General features: G+C 65.2%; 13 protein-coding genes. 2 read left to right on the top strand and 11 right to left on the bottom strand.

The features are described from left to right. The 4 genes from AC1AUD_RS10090 to AC1AUD_RS10075 all read right to left on the bottom strand — a co-directional run. Positions 1–887, bottom strand: an 887-nt coding sequence (locus AC1AUD_RS10090; RefSeq protein WP_476574225.1) for a TIM-barrel domain-containing protein, incomplete at its 3' end; no start/stop codon positions are given. Positions 888–937: 50 nt separating this feature from the next. Further along, positions 938–1,753, bottom strand: coding sequence for a carbohydrate ABC transporter permease (locus AC1AUD_RS10085; protein WP_476574224.1), 816 nt, complete (start codon positions 1,751–1,753; stop codon positions 938–940). 1 nt (position 1,754) lies between these two features. After that, a complete protein-coding gene (locus AC1AUD_RS10080) occupies positions 1,755–2,684 on the bottom strand; it encodes a carbohydrate ABC transporter permease (protein WP_476574223.1) in 930 nt (309 codons plus the stop codon). A gap of 136 nt (positions 2,685–2,820) precedes the next feature. Further along, complete coding sequence (locus AC1AUD_RS10075) at positions 2,821–3,987, bottom strand: ABC transporter substrate-binding protein (protein WP_476574222.1); 1,167 nt, start codon at positions 3,985–3,987, stop codon at positions 2,821–2,823. 167 nt (positions 3,988–4,154) lie between these two features. Between AC1AUD_RS10075 and AC1AUD_RS10070 the strand changes: the two genes are divergently transcribed. Beyond that, positions 4,155–5,204, top strand: coding sequence for a helix-turn-helix domain-containing protein (locus tag AC1AUD_RS10070; protein WP_476574221.1), 1,050 nt, complete (start codon positions 4,155–4,157; stop codon positions 5,202–5,204). Positions 5,205–5,244: 40 nt separating this feature from the next. Here the strand turns inward: AC1AUD_RS10070 and AC1AUD_RS10065 are convergent, their stop codons facing one another. From AC1AUD_RS10065 to AC1AUD_RS10055, 3 genes are all read right to left on the bottom strand, one after another. Continuing rightward, a complete protein-coding gene (locus AC1AUD_RS10065) occupies positions 5,245–5,748 on the bottom strand; it encodes a very short patch repair endonuclease (protein ID WP_476574220.1) in 504 nt (167 codons plus the stop codon). Positions 5,749–5,797: 49 nt separating this feature from the next. Beyond that, a complete protein-coding gene (locus tag AC1AUD_RS10060) occupies positions 5,798–6,709 on the bottom strand; it encodes a cation efflux transmembrane domain-containing protein (RefSeq protein WP_476574219.1) in 912 nt (303 codons plus the stop codon). Between the two features lie 189 nt (positions 6,710–6,898). Next, positions 6,899–8,071, bottom strand: coding sequence for an aminotransferase class I/II-fold pyridoxal phosphate-dependent enzyme (locus AC1AUD_RS10055; RefSeq protein WP_476574218.1), 1,173 nt, complete (start codon positions 8,069–8,071; stop codon positions 6,899–6,901). 161 nt (positions 8,072–8,232) lie between these two features. Here AC1AUD_RS10055 and AC1AUD_RS10050 point away from each other — a divergent pair, with 161 nt between their 5' ends. Beyond that, entirely contained in the window at positions 8,233–9,285 is a 1,053-nt protein-coding gene (locus AC1AUD_RS10050; protein ID WP_476574227.1) for a Gfo/Idh/MocA family protein, read from the top strand. A 115-nt stretch (positions 9,286–9,400) separates the two neighbouring features. Here the strand turns inward: AC1AUD_RS10050 and AC1AUD_RS10045 are convergent, their stop codons facing one another. The 4 genes from AC1AUD_RS10045 to pepN form a co-directional block, all read right to left on the bottom strand. Beyond that, complete coding sequence (locus tag AC1AUD_RS10045) at positions 9,401–10,840, bottom strand: PolC-type DNA polymerase III domain-containing protein (protein ID WP_476574217.1); 1,440 nt, start codon at positions 10,838–10,840, stop codon at positions 9,401–9,403. After that, positions 10,837–11,496 carry a peptide deformylase gene (locus AC1AUD_RS10040; protein ID WP_476574216.1) on the bottom strand — a complete coding sequence of 220 codons (660 nt, stop codon included), beginning with the start codon at positions 11,494–11,496 and terminating at the stop codon, positions 10,837–10,839. Before AC1AUD_RS10040 ends, AC1AUD_RS10045 begins: the two co-directional genes overlap by 4 nt. Before the next feature lie 22 nt (positions 11,497–11,518). Continuing rightward, positions 11,519–12,904 carry a phosphoglucosamine mutase gene (gene glmM / locus AC1AUD_RS10035; protein WP_476574215.1) on the bottom strand — a complete coding sequence of 462 codons (1,386 nt, stop codon included), beginning with the start codon at positions 12,902–12,904 and terminating at the stop codon, positions 11,519–11,521. 197 nt (positions 12,905–13,101) lie between these two features. Next, positions 13,102–15,711, bottom strand: a complete 2,610-nt coding sequence (pepN, locus tag AC1AUD_RS10030) for an aminopeptidase N (protein ID WP_476574214.1) — start codon at positions 15,709–15,711, stop codon at positions 13,102–13,104. Positions 15,712–15,795: the final 84 nt, after the last annotated feature.

The raw sequence follows: 15,795 nt of genomic DNA, 5'->3' as shown, positions 1-15,795 counted from the left end.
CGGAAGTCGCCCATGTGCGGCCAGTGGAAGAAGTCCACGACGATCAGGTCGAGCGGGATGCCGCGGCGCTTGAACTCGCGCGCCACGTCGAGCAGCTGCCCCTGGTTCCAGTAGCGCAGCTTGCACTGCCAGAAGCCCAGGCCCCACTCGGGCATCGCGGGCGCGTGGCCGGTCACGTCGGCGTACCGTTCCATGATCGCGGCGGGCGTGGCGCCCGCGGTCACCCAGTAGTCGAGCTGGCGGGTCGCGTCGGCCCGCCATTCGGTGCGGTTCTTTCCGAAGGTCACCCGTCCGATGGCCGGGTTGTTCCACAGGAAGCCGTAGCCCGCGGAGGAGACCACGAAGGGTACCGAGGCCTGCGAGTTGCGGTGCGCCAGCTCGAGCGTGCAGCCCTTGAGGTCCAGGATGTCCTGCTGGTACTCGCCCATGCCGTGCAGCCGCTCGTCCGCGGGCGTGGCGAAGGACGCGGTGACGGCCGTCTCGCCGCCGGTGATCGGGGTGAAGCGGCGGGCGTGCAGGTTGAGCGATCCTCCGCGCGCCGCCTCGCGGAACAGTTCGCGTCCGTCGGCGTCGTGGAAGGACAGCGCGCAGCGGGGCTCCTCGTAGCCCGACCCGGCGTACACGCCGCCGGTGGCGGTGGCCCGCACGACGATGCGCCCGTTGCGCACCTCGGCCGTGCCATGCTCCTCGTCGATGGTCACGCGGGCGTCGGGCGAGGGAGCGGGTGCCTCGGGGAGCAGCGCCCACTCGGGTTTCCCGGGCTCGTGCATGTGTGCCGATCGCACGCGCACGCTGTCGGCGCCCCAAGGCTCGACGCGCAGGTACTCGCCGTCCCCGGTCCAGGTCAAGGCGTCGCCGTCGACGGCGAAGGTGATGGGGGTCATCATGGGCTCCTTTTTCGTTTTGCGTATGTCAGTCGTGCGGGGGATGGGTCGGGTCAGTCCTTGATGGCGCCGGCGGTCACGCCCGCGGCCACGTACTTCTGCGCCACGATGAGCATCAACGCGGTGGGCACGGAGGCGATGACGGCGGTGGCCATCATCGGACCCCATTCCTGGTTCTGCGCGCCGATGTAGTCGTACAAACCCATGGTGATGGGGCGCATGGCCCCGCCCCCGGCGTCGAGGGTCGAGGCGAACATGAAGTCGCTCCAGGCCCACAGGAAGCTGAACAGCGAGGTCGTCACGATCGAGTTGCGAGACAATGGCACCACGATCTTCGTGAACACCATCCAACGGTTCGCCCCGTCGATCTCGGCCGCCTCGATCAGCGAACGGGGCATGCCCATCATGAACGAGCTCAGCAGCATCACCGCGAAGGGCACCGCCACCGTCGAGTCCGCCACGATCAGACCCGGAATCGAATCAAGCATACCGATTTGATTGAAGATCTGATAGAAGCCCAGGGCCATGACCACCGCCGGGATCATCTGCGCCACGATCAACAGGAAGTTGATGGTCCTGCGGCCCCGGCGCATGAGGATGGCGATGGCGTAGCTGGAAGGCAACGCGATCAGCAGCGTGAAGACGACGACGCCGAACGCGATGAGCAGCGAGGTGCCGAGGTAGGGCAGCTGGTCGGCCAACGCGCGGGAGAAATTCTCGGTGGTGAACGCCCTGGGCCACAGGTCGCCCGAACGGATGGCCGAGCGGTCGGTGAACGCGATGTTGATCATCCAATACACCGGGAACAGCATGAGCAGCGTGAGCACAAGGCCCAGGACCGTCTTCCACCAAGTCGAACGATGCTTCATATCACTTGCCTTCCTCGTCGTTGCGCTGCGCCCACAGATAGACGAACGCGAATATCAGGGCGATGACAATCAGGATGGTGCCCACGACGGACGCCTCCGAATACCGGATCACGGACGAATTGCCCTTGCCGAAGGCCATCTCATAGGCCCATGTAGCCAACGTGCGCGAGGTGCCGCCACCCTTGGTCATGATCCAGATGATGTCGACCACCTTGAGGGTGTAGACGAAGCCGAGCAGCAGCGTGATCATCGTCACGGGCTTCAGAAGCGGGAAGGTGATCCTCCAGAAGCGCTGCCATGCGTTGCACCCATCGAGCGAGGCCGCCTCGTACAGATCCACGTTGATGTTCTGCAGGCCCGAATACAGGATCACCAGGTTGAACGGGATGCCCAGCCAGATGTTCGCGATGATCACGGCCCACAGGGAATTATCCGCCTGAAGCCACCACACCGGGTCGGCGCCGAACATGCCGATGAATTTGTTGATGATGCCCGAATCGGCGTCCATCATCCACTGCCAGATGGTGCCGGAGATCATCGGCGGCAGCAGCCACGGCACGAGGAACGCGCCGCGCAGCACGCCCGAGAGCTTGAAATGCTGGTTGAAGAACACCGCCAACGCCAAGCCGATCGAATACTGGAAGACAATGGAAACGATGGTGAAGATCATCGTTTGCGCCAGCGTCGACCAAAAATCGGGAGAGGCAAGCACCTCACGATAGACTTCGATGCCGGACCACGGAGCGTCGCCGGTGACGAAGGTGCGGCGGGTGAAGCGATGCAGACTCATCGAGATGTTCTGGATAAGCGGGGCGATGTAGAACACCGCCATATAGATCACCAGCGGAGCGGCGAAACCGATCAGCGCCCATGTGGTGCGCTTGATTCCACGCCGTTGCCGTTCGGCCGGTTGGATGGTTGCACTTGTCATATTCATGGTTTCCGTTTCTTGCACAAGATCCTGGAATGGCGAGGGGGTGGGAGCGAGACGACTCCGGGAAGATCGGGCGCTCCGATCATCGGCATACGTCCGATGACGGGCGCCCGGATTCATCGCGGGATGCGACTCACTTCTGGTTCAAAGCGGCCTGCAGATCCTCGGAGACCTGCGCGGAGGCCTCCTCATAGTCGAGTCCCAGCTTGGTGGTGCGCCCCTGGGCCGCGTCGACGGAATCGGCCCACATGGACCACATGTCGTTCTCCGCCTCCTGCTGCTCACGCACCTCCTTCTTCGCTGCGAAGTAGCTCATCTCATCAGCGGTTTTCTTAAGATTCTCGTCGCTGCCGGTCAGGCACTGGATGACCTCGACGGTGGCCTTGGTCTTCTCGGCGTTCTCCTTCTTCTGCGTGGGCATGGTGATGAACTCGCCGCCGGTGGGCACCGGCGCGGCGCCGCCATCCTTGGCCGGAATCGGAATCATCTTGTATCCCTTGCCCTTGGCCGTGTCGGCCTGCCAAGAGCCGTTCTCGGCGAAGCCATACTCGCCGGTCAGGAACAGATCCCAGGCGGCAGACTGGTTGTCGGTGGTGGCCGACTTGGGCGCCCAGCCGTTCTTCACCCAGCCGGAGACGAGATCGAGGGCGTCCTTATAGCCTTGCCCATCGGGCTTGGTCATGTCGCCATCGGCGCCCCACAGCCAAGGCTGGAACTGGAACACGCCCTCCTCGCCGGAGACGCCGGCGAAGGTGATGCCCTTGGCGCCGGAGTCGACGACCTTCTTGATCGCGTCGTTCAGGGAGTCCCAGTCGGTGACGGAGGCCGGATCGACGCCCGCCTTGTCCAGTACCTCGGGGTTGTACCACAGACCAAGGGTGTTCACGCCATAGGCCAAACCGTACTGCGTGCCATCCACGATTCCGGGGCCCTCGATGTTCTCGTCGAAGCCGTCCGTGCTCACGCCTGCCGCCTTGATGTCCGTGACCAATCCGGCATCCACCGCCGTGGGCATCTTCGGATTGTCGATCAGGGCGATCTGCGGGGCATTGCCCGCCTTGACGGCGGTGGTCAGGTTGTTGAGCAGATCCGACTGCGGATAGGCGACGCGCTTGATGCTATATCCCTCGGGCGCGCATTTCTTGACGAACGCCCCCCAAGTGCTGTCCGCGGTCTTCTGCGGGTACGGATCCCAGAACTCGATGGTCTTGTCATCCTGTGCGTTCGACGATCCGCAGGCGGCCAGTCCCGCCAGCATGGCAAACGATGCGGCCGCGGCAAGAGTACGCTTGAGATTCATTTTTCCTCCATATCTCCGTTGATGTTCCACGTCATTGTCGTTCGACGCCCGGCCTCGGATCCATGTCGATTCCAAGGCCAGTGATTCATACGATACGAAGCATCCAGAGGTACCGATATGGCATAATGGTGTCAAGTTCCGACTTTGAAACACATCGAGGTGACGATATGAGGGCATATGCCATCGACTTGGCCGCTCCGCTGTTCTTCTACAAGGCGGGCGAATTCACCAGCGAACCAGGATGGACGCACAACCGTTTCCTGCATGAAAACGATTTTGAGTTCATCATTGGCTTAAAAGGGCATTTTGACTTGGTTTTCAATGTCAATGACGGCTCCGAGCACACCGTGCGAATCTCCCCTGGCACCTGCGTGACCCTGCCGCCAGGCGCCAAAGGCAGAGGCGCCGGCAAAACCGGCGAGCCCGTGGACTTTCTATGGATGCATTGCGTGGGGCTCTGGCACACAGGTGTCCTGACACCTCAATCAAGTATCCAAAACCGACATTCCGATCCGGAAGGCGTGGATGCCGACGAGACGATCGATATGGACTCGCTGCTGCGGCAGACCTTGATGCATGTGAGGCAACGCGGATACTGTCCCGACGCCAACAATCTGTGCATCCTTCCCGAGCGTTTCCATATCCGGCATCCCAATCGCATCGTCCTGGCCCTGCGTAACCTGCTCTCGCTCTCCAACCAATACCGGTATTCCCAGCGTGGCAACGATTTCCTTGCGGCGGCGGCCCTCGTCGAGCTGTCGCATGACTGGCTGGAGGGACTGAGCGAGACGGACCCGGACAGCGAGAGCATGGATGGGCGGCGCACGGCACCGATCGTCGAGTGGATCCGAGCGCATATGTCAGCCGATTTGACGGTCACGGCAATAGCCGACCAATTCCGCATGAATCCGGATTATCTAAGCCGCCTGTTCCGTCAGGAACGCGGGATGAACCTACGCGACTGGCTGTCCAGCATGCGCATCGAAACCGCGAAGGTGTTGCTGGTACGCACCGACTTCCCCATCGCAAAGGTCGCCCGGTACTCGCACTTCAACGACAGTCGCAATTTCATCAAACAGTTCAAGAAGGCCACAGGACTGACACCGTCGACGTATCGCGGAGAATATGCGCAGACTCACCTGAACAACGCCACCATCGACCCGACGATTCCCATGCCCCAGGAACTGCGGCGCGTGGTGGAGGGGCTCTATATCTAAGACCGATGGACAGGCTGCCATGCCACGGACAGCAGCGGCGTCAATCCGTCGGTTCCACTGCCAGCGTGGCAGCTCGCTTATCATCGGTCCCAACGATCTGCCCATAGAGCCGTTCAAGCCGCGCCTCGCGGTCGGCCTTGCGCCCCAATTCGCATTCCCAGACCACGATGACACGCCAGCCAGCGGCCTCAAGCTCGGCATGCTGACGGATGTCGCGCTCACGATTGCGCGCCAGCTTGGCCGTCCAGAACTCGACGTTCGATTTGGGCACTCTCGCGTGTGCGCATCCCTCGTGCATATGCCAGAAGCACCCGTTGATGAAAACGATCGTCTTCCACCGCGGCAGCACGATGTCGGGATGGCCTGGATAGCGCTTGTCGTTCTTGCGGAAACGCAGGCCGCGACGGAACAGATAGGAGCGCGTCATCACCTCGATCGAGGTGTCCTTGCCCCGGATGCGCGACATGATGTACGACCGGCTCCCCCGCTCATACCGCCCGGGGTTCGCCTCGCCACCGGTTTCCTTCGTTTTCGCGCCTGCCACAGGCCCCAAGTGTATCCACGGCCATGATCTGCGCCGGAACCCAGGACGCTCAGTCGAAGATGAAGTTGACGTCGATGATCGGGAAACGCCTTGCCAAGGCCGCTTCCATGCGCCGTTTGCTGCCCATCAGATGCGTGATGTCGATCATGTCGTCCTCGCAGTCGAGGTAGACGTCGACGGTGAAGCTCATGCCCTTCTTGAACACATGCGTGTGGTTCAGGCGCGTGCCGCCGGGCAGATGCACGCGGGCGGCCGTGTCGATGAAGTCGGTGGTGCGTTCGTCGACGACCAGCCCCCCGAGCAGCTCGACGAAGGCGTCGCGGAGCACGCCGATCGGTTCGCGCACGGATATGGCCACCAGTGTAATCGTGATGAAGAAATCGCCGGTGTAGTTGAGCCAACCGACCGGCGAGTCAAGCGGCACGAAGGTCAGTGCCAGGGCCGCGACGCCGATGCCGCCGGAGACGATGCCGTCGACGAGCGTGGTGCGCGCCTCGGCGGCGAGCATCGTGCTGGCCCGGCGGATGCGCGCGTTCTCATGGCGATAGACGAGCACCAGACACACGCAGATGACGACCATGACGAGCTCATACCACACGACGGGACCGAATTCGAGCGCCTCGCCCCAGCCATGATGCCAGTATTCCCACGCGGACTGGGTCACGGAAAGCACCGAGAACACCAGCAAGGCCAGCGTGAAGACGGCCTTGACGATGGCATAGAGCGGTTCCAGCGCGAAGAAGCCGTTGGGGAAGCGGTCCGTGGTGCGGGCGGAGCGCCTGGAGACGACCAGCGCCACGAACCCGGAGACCAAGGCGATCAACGTGAAGACGCCGTCAAGGAAAACGGCGCGCAGTCCGGTGACGAAATAGACGGCCATGCCGGCCCCACCCATGACGGCGTTGCAGACGAGACCGATGGCAAGCGCCCGCTGCTCGACCTGCTTCTGTGCCGTCGTCATGGACCTCACCCCGCTTGCCCGCCGTCATCGGACGGCATCGCCCCGGCTTCGTCGCCGCGTCGCGCCGTCGCCGGGTTTCACACTATTTCCATGGTATCGGAAACGACGATGCGGCACGGCGGCCTTCCGCCACAGGACGAATGGTTTCTCACGACGCGGCAAGGACGGCAGGGCAACGGCGCGGACGGCTCACAGCGCCGCGACGAAACACCCGAGACGGTCGAGTCCCTCCGCCAGTGCTTCGCGGGAGGCGGCGTAGGACAGGCGCACATGCGTGTCGGCCGTGGCGGCGCCGAAGTCACGCCCCGGTGTCAGGGCGACATGCGCCTCCTCCAACGCGCGTTCGCAGAAGGTCCAGGCATCCAGACCCGTGCCGGCGACACTGAAATAGGCGTAGAAGGCCCCGTTGGGCTCGACCTCGACGGGCAGGCCGATGCGGGCCAGACCATCGAGCACAATGCGGCGGCGCTCCAGCAGCTCAAGGCGGCGGCGCTCGCATTCGGCCAGACTCTCCGGCGTGAAGCAGGCGAGCGCGGCATGCTGCGTGGGCGTGTGGGCACACAGGAAGTAGTTCGTGGCCAGGTCGTCGACGGCCTCCAGTACCGCGTCGTCGTCGGGCAGCACGGCCCATCCCAGACGCCATCCGGTCATGCCGAAGAACTTGGAGAAGCTGTTGCACACGATGGCGCCGGGATCGCAAGCGAGCACGGAACGCACCTCGGCGCCGTCCGCGCCGCGGTCGGCCAGATCGAGATAGGTTTCGTCGACGATGCGCCATGCGCCGCGCGCCGCCGCCAGCGCGTATACCCCGTGCAGCACGTCGAAGTCGATGGTGGTGCCGGTGGGGTTGGACGGCGAGGTGACCATCACGGCCTTGGTGCGCGCCGACCAATGCGCGTCGACGAGCTCCGGCGTCAGATGGAAGCGCGTCGCCGCGCTGGTGGGCACGTCCACGACGCGACCTTCGAAGCTGCGGATGAGCTCCCGGTTGCAGGGATACGACGGGTCGGCCACGATGACTTCGTCGCCCGGATCGACGGTCAGCGCGGTGGCCAGCAGCAGAGCGGCGGAACCGCCCGCGGTGACGATGATGCGCTTCGGGTCGATGTCGAGGCCATGCCGGTCGCGGTAGAAGCCCGCGATGGCCTCACGCAGCTCGGGCAGGCCGAAGGCCGCGGTATAGGGCAGGGCGCGCCCGTCGTATTGCCCGCGCATCGCGTCGCGCACGGCGGGCGGCGCCCCGAAGTCGGGCTCCCCCAGGCTCAGCTTGACCACATCGATTCCGGAGGCGATCATGCGGTCGGCCTGCTCGCCGAACACCATGGCGCGGAAGGGCTGCGCCTCGCGGGCGCGTCGGGACATCTCGCATTGCATGCCTTCGTTCTATCCGGCGCATATGACAAGCGGGCCGCCGACCCGCTGCGCTCGATCCGCGCCGTTGCGCCATGGCGCCGATTCATCCGCAGGCTCGTCCGTCGTTATATGATGGTCTGGCTCAAGCGACGCCTATTCAAGGAGGAATGATGGGACGACTCAATGGCAAGCGCGCCGAGGCGCAGGCGAACGGCCTCAAGGTCAATGTGGCGATATTGGGCGCGGGCCGCATCGCGCATGCGATGGCGGAGACCCTCGTGAAGATGGCCGCCGACCCCCGGTATGCCGATTGGATCGCCCCCTATGCGGTGGCGGCGCGCGACGGGGAGCGGGCGGCCGCCTTCGCCGCGCAATATGGTTTCCCTGTTTCCTATGGTTCCTACGAGGAGCTGGCCGCCGACCCAGACGTCGATCTGGTCTATATCGCCACCCCGCACAATCTGCATGCCGAGCAGGCCATCGCGATGATGCGCGCCGGCAAGAACGTGCTGGTCGAGAAGTCGTTCACGGCGAACGCCGCGCAGGCCGAGGAGACGCTCGTCGTCTCCAAGGAGACCGGGATGCTGTGCGCCGAGGCGATCTGGACTCGCTACATGCCCTCCCGCGGCATCATCGACGAAATCATCGCCTCGGGCGAGATCGGCCAGGTGCGTTCGGCGAGCGCGAACCTGTGCTATCCGGTGTCCGGCAAGGCGCGCATGACCGACCCGGCGCTGGCGGGCGGCGCGCTGCTCGACGTGGGCGTCTATCCGCTCAACTTCCTCGACATGGCCATCGGCGAGGCGCATGGCCGCGCCATCAGGTCGATTTCGACGGTGATGACGCCGTATGAGACCGGGGTCGACGAGCAGAATTCCACGACGATCCTCTACGAGGACGGCGTGATGGGCGTGGCGGCCTCGGCGATGACCGCCGCCTCCGACCGCGGCGGCTATGTCTGGGGCACCGAGGGCTATCTGGTGTGCGAGAACATCAACAACGTGCAGTGGGTGGATGTCTATAACAAAGACCATGAGCGGGTGCGCCGCGTCGAGGTGCCGGCCCAGCTGACCGGCTACGAATACGAGGTCGCCGCCGCTGCGAACGCCCTGCTCGACGGCAAGACGGAATGCGAGGAGATGCCGCATGCCGAGACGCTGCGCATTATGAAGCTGATGGACGGGATTCGCGGTGAGTGGGGGCTTAAGTATCCCTTCGAGTGAGCTCGCTGCGCATATGCCGCAGGAGGGCGGTGCTTCAGAACCGCCCTCCCCACGCGCCCCGATGCGTTCCGCTATGGCCGGAATGCATCGGGGCGTTTCCGTTGGAAACAGCCGGTCAGCGCCGTCCGCAGCGCTTGCCGCCGACGCCGGAGCGCCCGCCGGCTCCCCATGGTCCGCGCCCCTCGGCCCGCAACGACGCGAGATGCCGTTTCATGGCGACAAGCATGATATGCGCGTCCTCAAGCCCCAGATGGCGTTCGGCGCCGTCGGCCGGCAGGGCGCCCTGCCGCTTGGCGTAGGCGTCGAGCGTATTGTCGCCGTAGGGATGCGCCTTGTCGGGTTCGGAGCCCGGATCCCAGCGACGGCTCATCGGCAGCGTGTCGATGATGGTGATATCGCCCGCGCGCCACGCCTCGGCGTATCCGGCGACGTTGAGCATGAAGAAGCCGTGTTCGAAGGTCGCGTTATGCGCGACATATGGCTGCTGCGTGAGCCGGACCAGTAGTCCGCGCTGTGCCGCGGGCCATTCGTCGAAGAGACGAAATCCGCCTTGGGCGGCGCTGCGTTCCGTCACATCGATGCCGGTCAGCTGGGCGATGAAGGGGTTGCCGAGCCGCGCGGCCGTGTCAGTGACGCCGAAGGGCAGCCGGGCCTGCCCGTAGGCGTCGCCGGATTGATATCCGCTCTCCTCATAGGCATAATCCCCCGCTTGGTCGGCGGGGCGCGGCGAGGCCATGTTCATGTATTCGAAGCCGACGTCGATGATATAGTCACGCGCCGGATCGGTGCCGGTCGTTTCGATATCGATGCCCAGCACTTGGTCGATGTCGCGGCCGGGAAGGTAGACGTCGCGCCAATCCGTGGATGAGGCCCGACGCGCACCGGACGGTGCGGAGGAGGCCGCCGCGCCCGTCCCCGCGGCGTGGCTTGCCGCCGAGGACGAGGAGATCGAGGCACCAAGATTCGCCGCCGCCAACAATTGCTCGCCGCCGCGTCGTCCCGCGCGTCGTGTCTTGCGCCGCTCGGCGCGGGCGTTGACGATTTCGGCGGTGCGGTCCTGGATGTCATCGAGCGGCACCGTGCCGGCATCGCCATCGACGGACGCGAGCACGACGGCGAACGCCCTTCCCCGCCGTTCGCGGCTCATGCGCCATACGCCCCGCCGCACACCGAGTTCGAGCAGCAACCGGATCTCGTCGGCGAGGCGACGGTTCGCATAGGCCATCGCACGCGCCAGCCGATAGGAGGGGATGAGCCGGTCGAAGTCACCCATGAAGGCCGTGGAACATTGCGCGATGATCGCCTCGAGCCGGTCTCGCACCGCGTAGTCGGCCTTCAGCGCGTCATGCAGCGACATGGCGTCACGCACCGGTCCGGCCGTGGGCCAGTCGGCGCCATCGAGCGCCCCGGCATCCACGCCGACGCCCAAACCGCCCGCGAAGTCGAGGCCCCGCACCCAATCCCAGTCAATGGGCGCGCCATCGGCATCGACGGGCATGGCGCCGGCCCATGCCGCCACATCCTCCTTGGCTTCTTCGAGCCAGGGTTCGCTCATAGCTTGAAGCCGAGTCCCTCGGCGGCCGCGGTGGGCACGGGATCCTCGCACCAGTAGTCCTCGAGGTTCTCGTTGGTGGTCAGCGAGCGGATCTCGGCCTGGTCGATGTAGAGTTCGCCGCTCAGATGATCGGTTTCGTGCTGGAAGATGCGCGCCGGCCAGCCATGCAGCCGCTCCTTGTGGTGCGCGCCCTCCTCGTCATCCCATTCGGCGTCGATGTCGAGCCAGCGGCGGCGCACGGCCTGATAACCGTCGAAGCTCAGGCAGCCTTCGTAGAAGCTGCGCGTGGCGTCGCCCACCGGCGTGTAGCGCGGATTGAGGATGACATGGAATGGGAACTCGCCGACCTCGCGCGGGTCGTCCTGGTCATCGTCGCGCACATGGTCCTCGACGACGGCAAGCGCCAGCCCTAGGCCGATCTGCGGCCCGGCCAGGCCCACGCCCGGGGCCTCGAGCATGGTGGTGCGCATGGCCTCGATGAGCTTGGCCAGCGTGCGCTTGCTCAATTGGCCGGTGTATGGCGCGCACTTCTGGCGCAGCACGGGTTCGCCGGCCTGGACGATGGGCAGAATGCCCTCCTTGCCGCCTTCCTCCTTGAGGAAGTGCTCGACCTCGCGGTTCAGCTCGAGGTCGACCTTGGGGTTCTTGTTAAACATAACGTATTCCTTGCGAATTGAATCAGAGGGCGAGTTCGTCGGCGACGACCTTGGCGAGGCGGTCGCAGACCTCGTCGGCCTGTTCCTGGGTGGCGGCCTCGGCCATGACGCGCACCAGCGGCTCGGTGCCGGAGGGGCGCAGCAGCACGCGGCCGGTGTCGCCGAGCAGGCGCTCCTCGGCCTCGACGGCGGCCTGCACCTTGACATTCGTGGAGGCGGCCATCTTGTCGACGTTCGGCACGTTGACCAGCGTCTGCGGCAGCTGCGGGAAGTCCGCGGCCAGTTCCTTGAGGCTGCGGCCGGAGCGCACGACCTCGTTGCACAGGGTCAGGGCCGTCAGGGTGCCGTCGCCGGTGGTGGCGAACTCGCGGTTGATGACGTGTCCGGATTGCTCGCCGCCGAGCGAATAGTCGTGGGCGAGCATCTCCTCGAGCACATAGCGGTCGCCGACGGCGGTCTGCACGGTGGTGATGCCCATGTCCTTCAGCGCGAGCTTCAAGCCCAGATTGCTCATGACGGTGACCACCAGCGTGTCGTGGTTGAGCTTGCCTTCGCGCTTCTTGGCGCGCGCGAGGATGCCCATGATCTGGTCGCCGTTGACCATGTTGCCGTCCTCGTCCACGGCCAGGCAGCGGTCCGCATCGCCGTCGAAGGCGACGCCGAGGGCCGCATCGGAGGCCTTGACCATGGCCTGCAGCTGCTCGGGATGGGTGGAGCCGGCGTGCTTGTTGATGTTGTATCCGTCCGGCGAGGCGTTGATGACGACGACCTCGGCGCCGGCGCGGCGCAAGGCCTCGGGGGCGACGACGGAGGTGGCGCCGTTGGCGCAGTCGGCCACGATCTTGAGGCCCGCAAGCGGCTTGGGCTGCGTCTTGTCCTTGCCGATCGGCGCGATGGTGCCGACCAGATGGTCGATGTAGAGGTCGGTGGCCGTCTTCGTGTCATGCGAGATACGCCCCACGCCGGCGCCGGTCGGGCGCTCCCAGTCGGCGCCGAGCACCGCCTCGATCTCGTCCTCCTTGGCGTCGGGCAGCTTGAAGCCGCCGCGGGCGAAGAACTTGATGCCGTTATCGGGCATCGGGTTATGGGATGCCGAGATCACGGCGCCCATCTCGACATTGAGCACGGAGGTCAGATAGGCCACGCCGGGGGTGGGGATGATGCCCGCGTCGATCACATCGAAGCCGCCGGCGGACATGCCCGCCGACAACGCCGCGGCAAGGAAATCGCCGGACACGCGCGTATCGCGGCCGACCAGAGCACGGCGCCGCCCGCCGGACTGCTCGCCGTCGGAGCCGCTGTCCCCGAGCACGCGCACCGCCGCGTCTCCCAGATCAAGCGCCAGTTGCGCCGTCAGGTCCCTGTTCGCCAATCCACGCACCCCATCGGTGCCAAACATCTTCGGCATATATACCCATTCCTCCGTCAGGCGGCCATCCGTCGCCGTTACCGTTGCGATCGGGTCCCATCGTAATCATCGGGCCGTCCGGCGGCGTTCCGAGGAATCAAAATGTTGCCCAAATCGCCACGTCGACACGCCCGGTAAACGACGATGCCCACCGCCGGTCCATGCGGACCGGATCGGCGGGCATATCCCCTCGCTTATTACAGCGCTTCGTTCCAAGCGCGCACCTTCAGGGTGCGGCGGGAGGACTCGACGTTCTCGATGACGATGCGGCGCAGCGCGTTGTCGGCGTCGGCGTGGTCCTCGAGCCACGCGCCGCCCATCTCCGCCAGATCCTCGGGATCGGCGTAGACCGGGTAGAGCCCCTCGAGCAGGGCCTCGGCCATATGGAAGGTCTTGTTCTTCCAGATCCAGTCGACGGCCTTGAAATACTTCTCCGCATACGGCGCGGCGAGATCGGCGCGCGGGGTGGAGGCGAAGCCCGCGGCCACGGCCTCGAGCTGCATATTGGTCAGGTCGGGGTTGTGCAGCGCCTCGTTCCACGCCCAGCTCTTCGCATCGGCGGTGGGCCTGCTGGCGCGGGCGCCCATCGCGAACTCGCGGTTCTCGGTGGTCTCCTTCTTCGCCAGCTCGTCCAGGATCTCGTCGCAGCTCATCTCGTTGACCGACGCGAGCGCGCGGTTGATGGACCAGGTCAGGTTGTTGTCGATGTCGAGTCCGTCGAGCGCGACGTCGCCGGAACGAAGCCCCTTGGCATGTGCGACGAACTCGGCGTCACCCTCCTCGCCGTATCCCAGATAGGCGGTGACCAGCTGGAACTGGTTGTCGGAACCGGCCTCGGCCTCGTTCGCCAACTTCCACAGCGTCGCGGCGACGTGGCGCACGATGCCGTCGCGCCTCTCACGCGGCGTGTAATGCCACGCGGCGGTGTCCATGCAGCGCAGCGCGTAGCGGAAGGTGGTGGACTCGGTCTCGTGGGCGAGCAGACGCAGCGTCATATCGATGAAACGCTCGGCGGGGAACTCGCCGTCGCGCGTCATGTCCCAGAAGGCGAGCCAGATGACGGCACGGGCGAGCGCGTCGTCGAAGCGGTGCAGGTTCTCCTCGGCGAAGGCCAGCGACTGCTCGTCGAAGCGGATCTTGGTGTAGGTCAGGTCGTCGTCGTTGACCAGCAGCAGGGCGGGCCGCGCCTTGCCGACGGCGGCCGCGACATCGGTGCTCTCGCCATCCACGTCGAGCTCGATGCGCTCGGTGCGCACGATCGACCCGGTGGCCGGATCCTCGTTATAGAAGCCGAGGGCGAGGCGGTGCGGGCGCAGCACCGGATGGTCCGCGGGCGCGCTCTGCGTGAGCGTCAGCGAGGCGATCGTGCCGTCGTCGGCGGTCTCAAGGCTCGGCGTGATCGTGGTGATGCCGGCCTCCTCGAGCCACTTGGCGCTCCACGCCTTCATATCGCGCCCGGAGGTCTCCTCCAGCTCGGCCAGCAGGTCGGCGAGCGTGGCGTTCGCATAGGCGTGCTTGCCGAGGTAGTTGTGGATGCCCTCGAAGAAACGCTCGCGCCCGACATAGGCGACCAGCTGCTTCAGCACGGAGGCGCCCTTGGCATAGGTGATGCCGTCGAAGTTGACGTAGGTGTCGTTGAGGTCGTTGATCGGGGCCACGATCGGGTGCGTCGTGGGCAGCTGGTCTTGCCTCAGGGCCCAGCTTTTCTCGCCGGAGCAGAACGTCGCCCAGGCATCGTGCCATTCGGTGGCCTCGGCGGTGGCGAGGGTCGAGGTGAACTCGGCGAAGGACTCGTTGAGCCACAGGTCGTTCCACCACTTCATCGTCACATAGTCGCCGAACCACATGTGGGCGAGCTCGTGCAGGACGGTGACGACGCGGCGCTCGGCCAGCGCGTCGGTGACCTTCGATTCGAAGACATATTGGTCGCGGATGGTGACCATGCCGATGTTCTCCATGGCGCCCGCGTTGTATTCCGGCACATAGATCTGGTCGTACTTGGCGTAGGGGTAGGGCACGTCCCAGGTCTTGGCGTAGAAGGCGAAGCCCTTCTTGGTGATGTCGAACAGATAGTCGACGTCCTTGGCAAAGGCCTCGGCCAGGGCCTGACGGCAATACATCGCCATCGGGATGGTGCGGCCGTCCTCGTTGGCGTATTCGGTGTGCCACTCGGCGTACGGGCCCGCGCAGATGGCGGTCAGATAGGAGCTCATCACCGGCGTCGGCTCGAAGGTCCACATCCGCGTGCCCTCGGCCGGCTTGGACTCGAGCGTGCCCTCCTCGGTGCGGCGGGGGTCGGACTCGACGCGGGCCGCCGGCATGTTGCTCGTGACGATCCAGCTTTCGGGGGCGAGCACCGAGAAATCGAAGACGGCCTTGAGATCGGGCTGGTCGAAGACGGCGTAGACGCGGCGCGCGTCGGGCACCTCGAACTGGGAATACAGATAGACGTTGCCGTCGGAGGGGTCGACGGAGCGGTGCAGGCCCTCGCCGGTGTTGGAATAGCGGCACAGCGCGTCGACGGTGACCTCGTTGGACGCCTTGAGGCCGGACAGCAGGATGCGGTTGTCGTCGAAGACCTCGGACGGATCGAGCTCCACGCCGTTGAGGGTCACGGACCTCACCTCGTCCCCGATCAGATCGAGGAAGGTGGACGAGCCCTCGGCCGCCGCGAAGCTGATGGTCGTCAGGGACCGGAAGGTCCGCGGTCCGACGGTCAGGTCAAGCGACACCCGGTAGTGGATGGGCGCGGAGACGACGGACTTGCGCTCGCTTGCTTCGACGCGGGTGAGATTCGATCCCGGCATGGCACACTCCTCTATGCGTAGGACTTGAATTTGAATATATGGATTCGGTCATAGCGCGACGCGGCGCGACCGGAGCGCCTGATG

This window comes from Bifidobacterium sp. LH_730, from assembly GCF_056355835.1.
The sequence above is the reverse complement of the archived record's forward strand: the minus strand, read 5'-3'. Positions and strand labels throughout refer to the sequence as shown.